The following is a 1,173-nucleotide window of genomic DNA, read 5'->3' as shown; positions in this document are numbered from 1 at the left end:
TGCAATCAGGTGTGCAAATCTTTTGTGAAGGAGTGCTGCTCCCGTTTGGACAGGGCTCCCTATGTGTGCAATGGCTGTGATAAACCACTTCATCGGTGTAATGTTCCTCATAAATACCGCTATGATGCTGTTTTTGCACAGCGTAACTATGAAGAACTCCGTACTTCTTCAAGAAATGGTGTAAATATCACAAAGCACCAGGCACTTCAAATGAATTCTGTGGTTGCACCTCTGATAGAACAGGGACAATCTCCATATGTAATTGTCACCAACCATCCGGAACTGGGCATCAGTGTGAAAACACTTTACAACTACATTGAACAGGGTGTCCTTCTTACCAGAAACATTGATTTAAAACGTAAGGTAAAGTTTAGGTTACGAAAAGACGATTCCAAACCTTCAATCAGAAACAGGGAAGTTTTCATTGGAAGAACCTATGCTAATTTTAAGTTGCTGAATCCTGATTATTTCTGTGAAATGGATACTGTCATTTCGGCTAAGGGTTCCAATAAATGTATTCTGACTTTTTACATCCCTGAAACACAACTGTTTATTGCCAGACTTCTAAACCGTTGTACTGAAGGAGCTGTTAAGGCTGCCGTTAATGAATTGGAGAGGGCTCTTGGCACATATGACTTTCTATCCGTTTTCAATACCTGTCTGACTGACCGTGGCAGTGAATTCGGCGACCCGATATCACTTGAAACGGGTATTAACGGCATTGAACGTATGAGTATTTATTACTGTGATCCCATGAGAAGTAATCAGAAGGGTGGCATTGAGGAGGCACATACCCTGTTGAGAATGATTATTCCCAAAGGAACTGTTTTCACGCATCTTACACAATGGGACATTAAAAAATGTGTTGATCACATCAATTCATATGTGAGGGAAGGATTGAATGGTAAAACACCATATCAGGCATCACTGGAAAAATTTGGCCCGGAGATTCTCCGGGCCCTGCAGCTTAAATACATCCCACCTGATGATGTAATCCTCACACCAAAGCTGCTAAAATAACATTTTTATAAATCCGTCATCAGAGCCACAAATTTCACATTTCTCACACCGACCTGTGGAATTTAATCTTTCACACAAGAATTCCAGAGGTCTGTTTTCTATGCCCTGATTTTCAGATTTAAAGAAAAATGTACTTAAATTTTAACACTTATT

The 1,173-nt window shown here is 40.1% G+C and carries 1 protein-coding gene; it reads left to right on the top strand.

The features are described from left to right. On the top strand, positions 1-1,020 hold a 1,020-nt coding region (locus tag H8S00_RS13680; protein ID WP_243169605.1), incomplete at its 5' end, for an IS30 family transposase. Positions 1,021-1,173: the final 153 nt, after the last annotated feature.

It is taken from the genome of Eubacterium segne, from assembly GCF_014287775.1.
GTDB classification, from domain to species: domain Bacteria; phylum Bacillota; class Clostridia; order Lachnospirales; family Lachnospiraceae; genus Eubacterium_G; species Eubacterium_G segne.
Note: the sequence above shows the minus strand (reverse complement) of the source record. Positions and strands in the feature narration are given on the sequence as shown.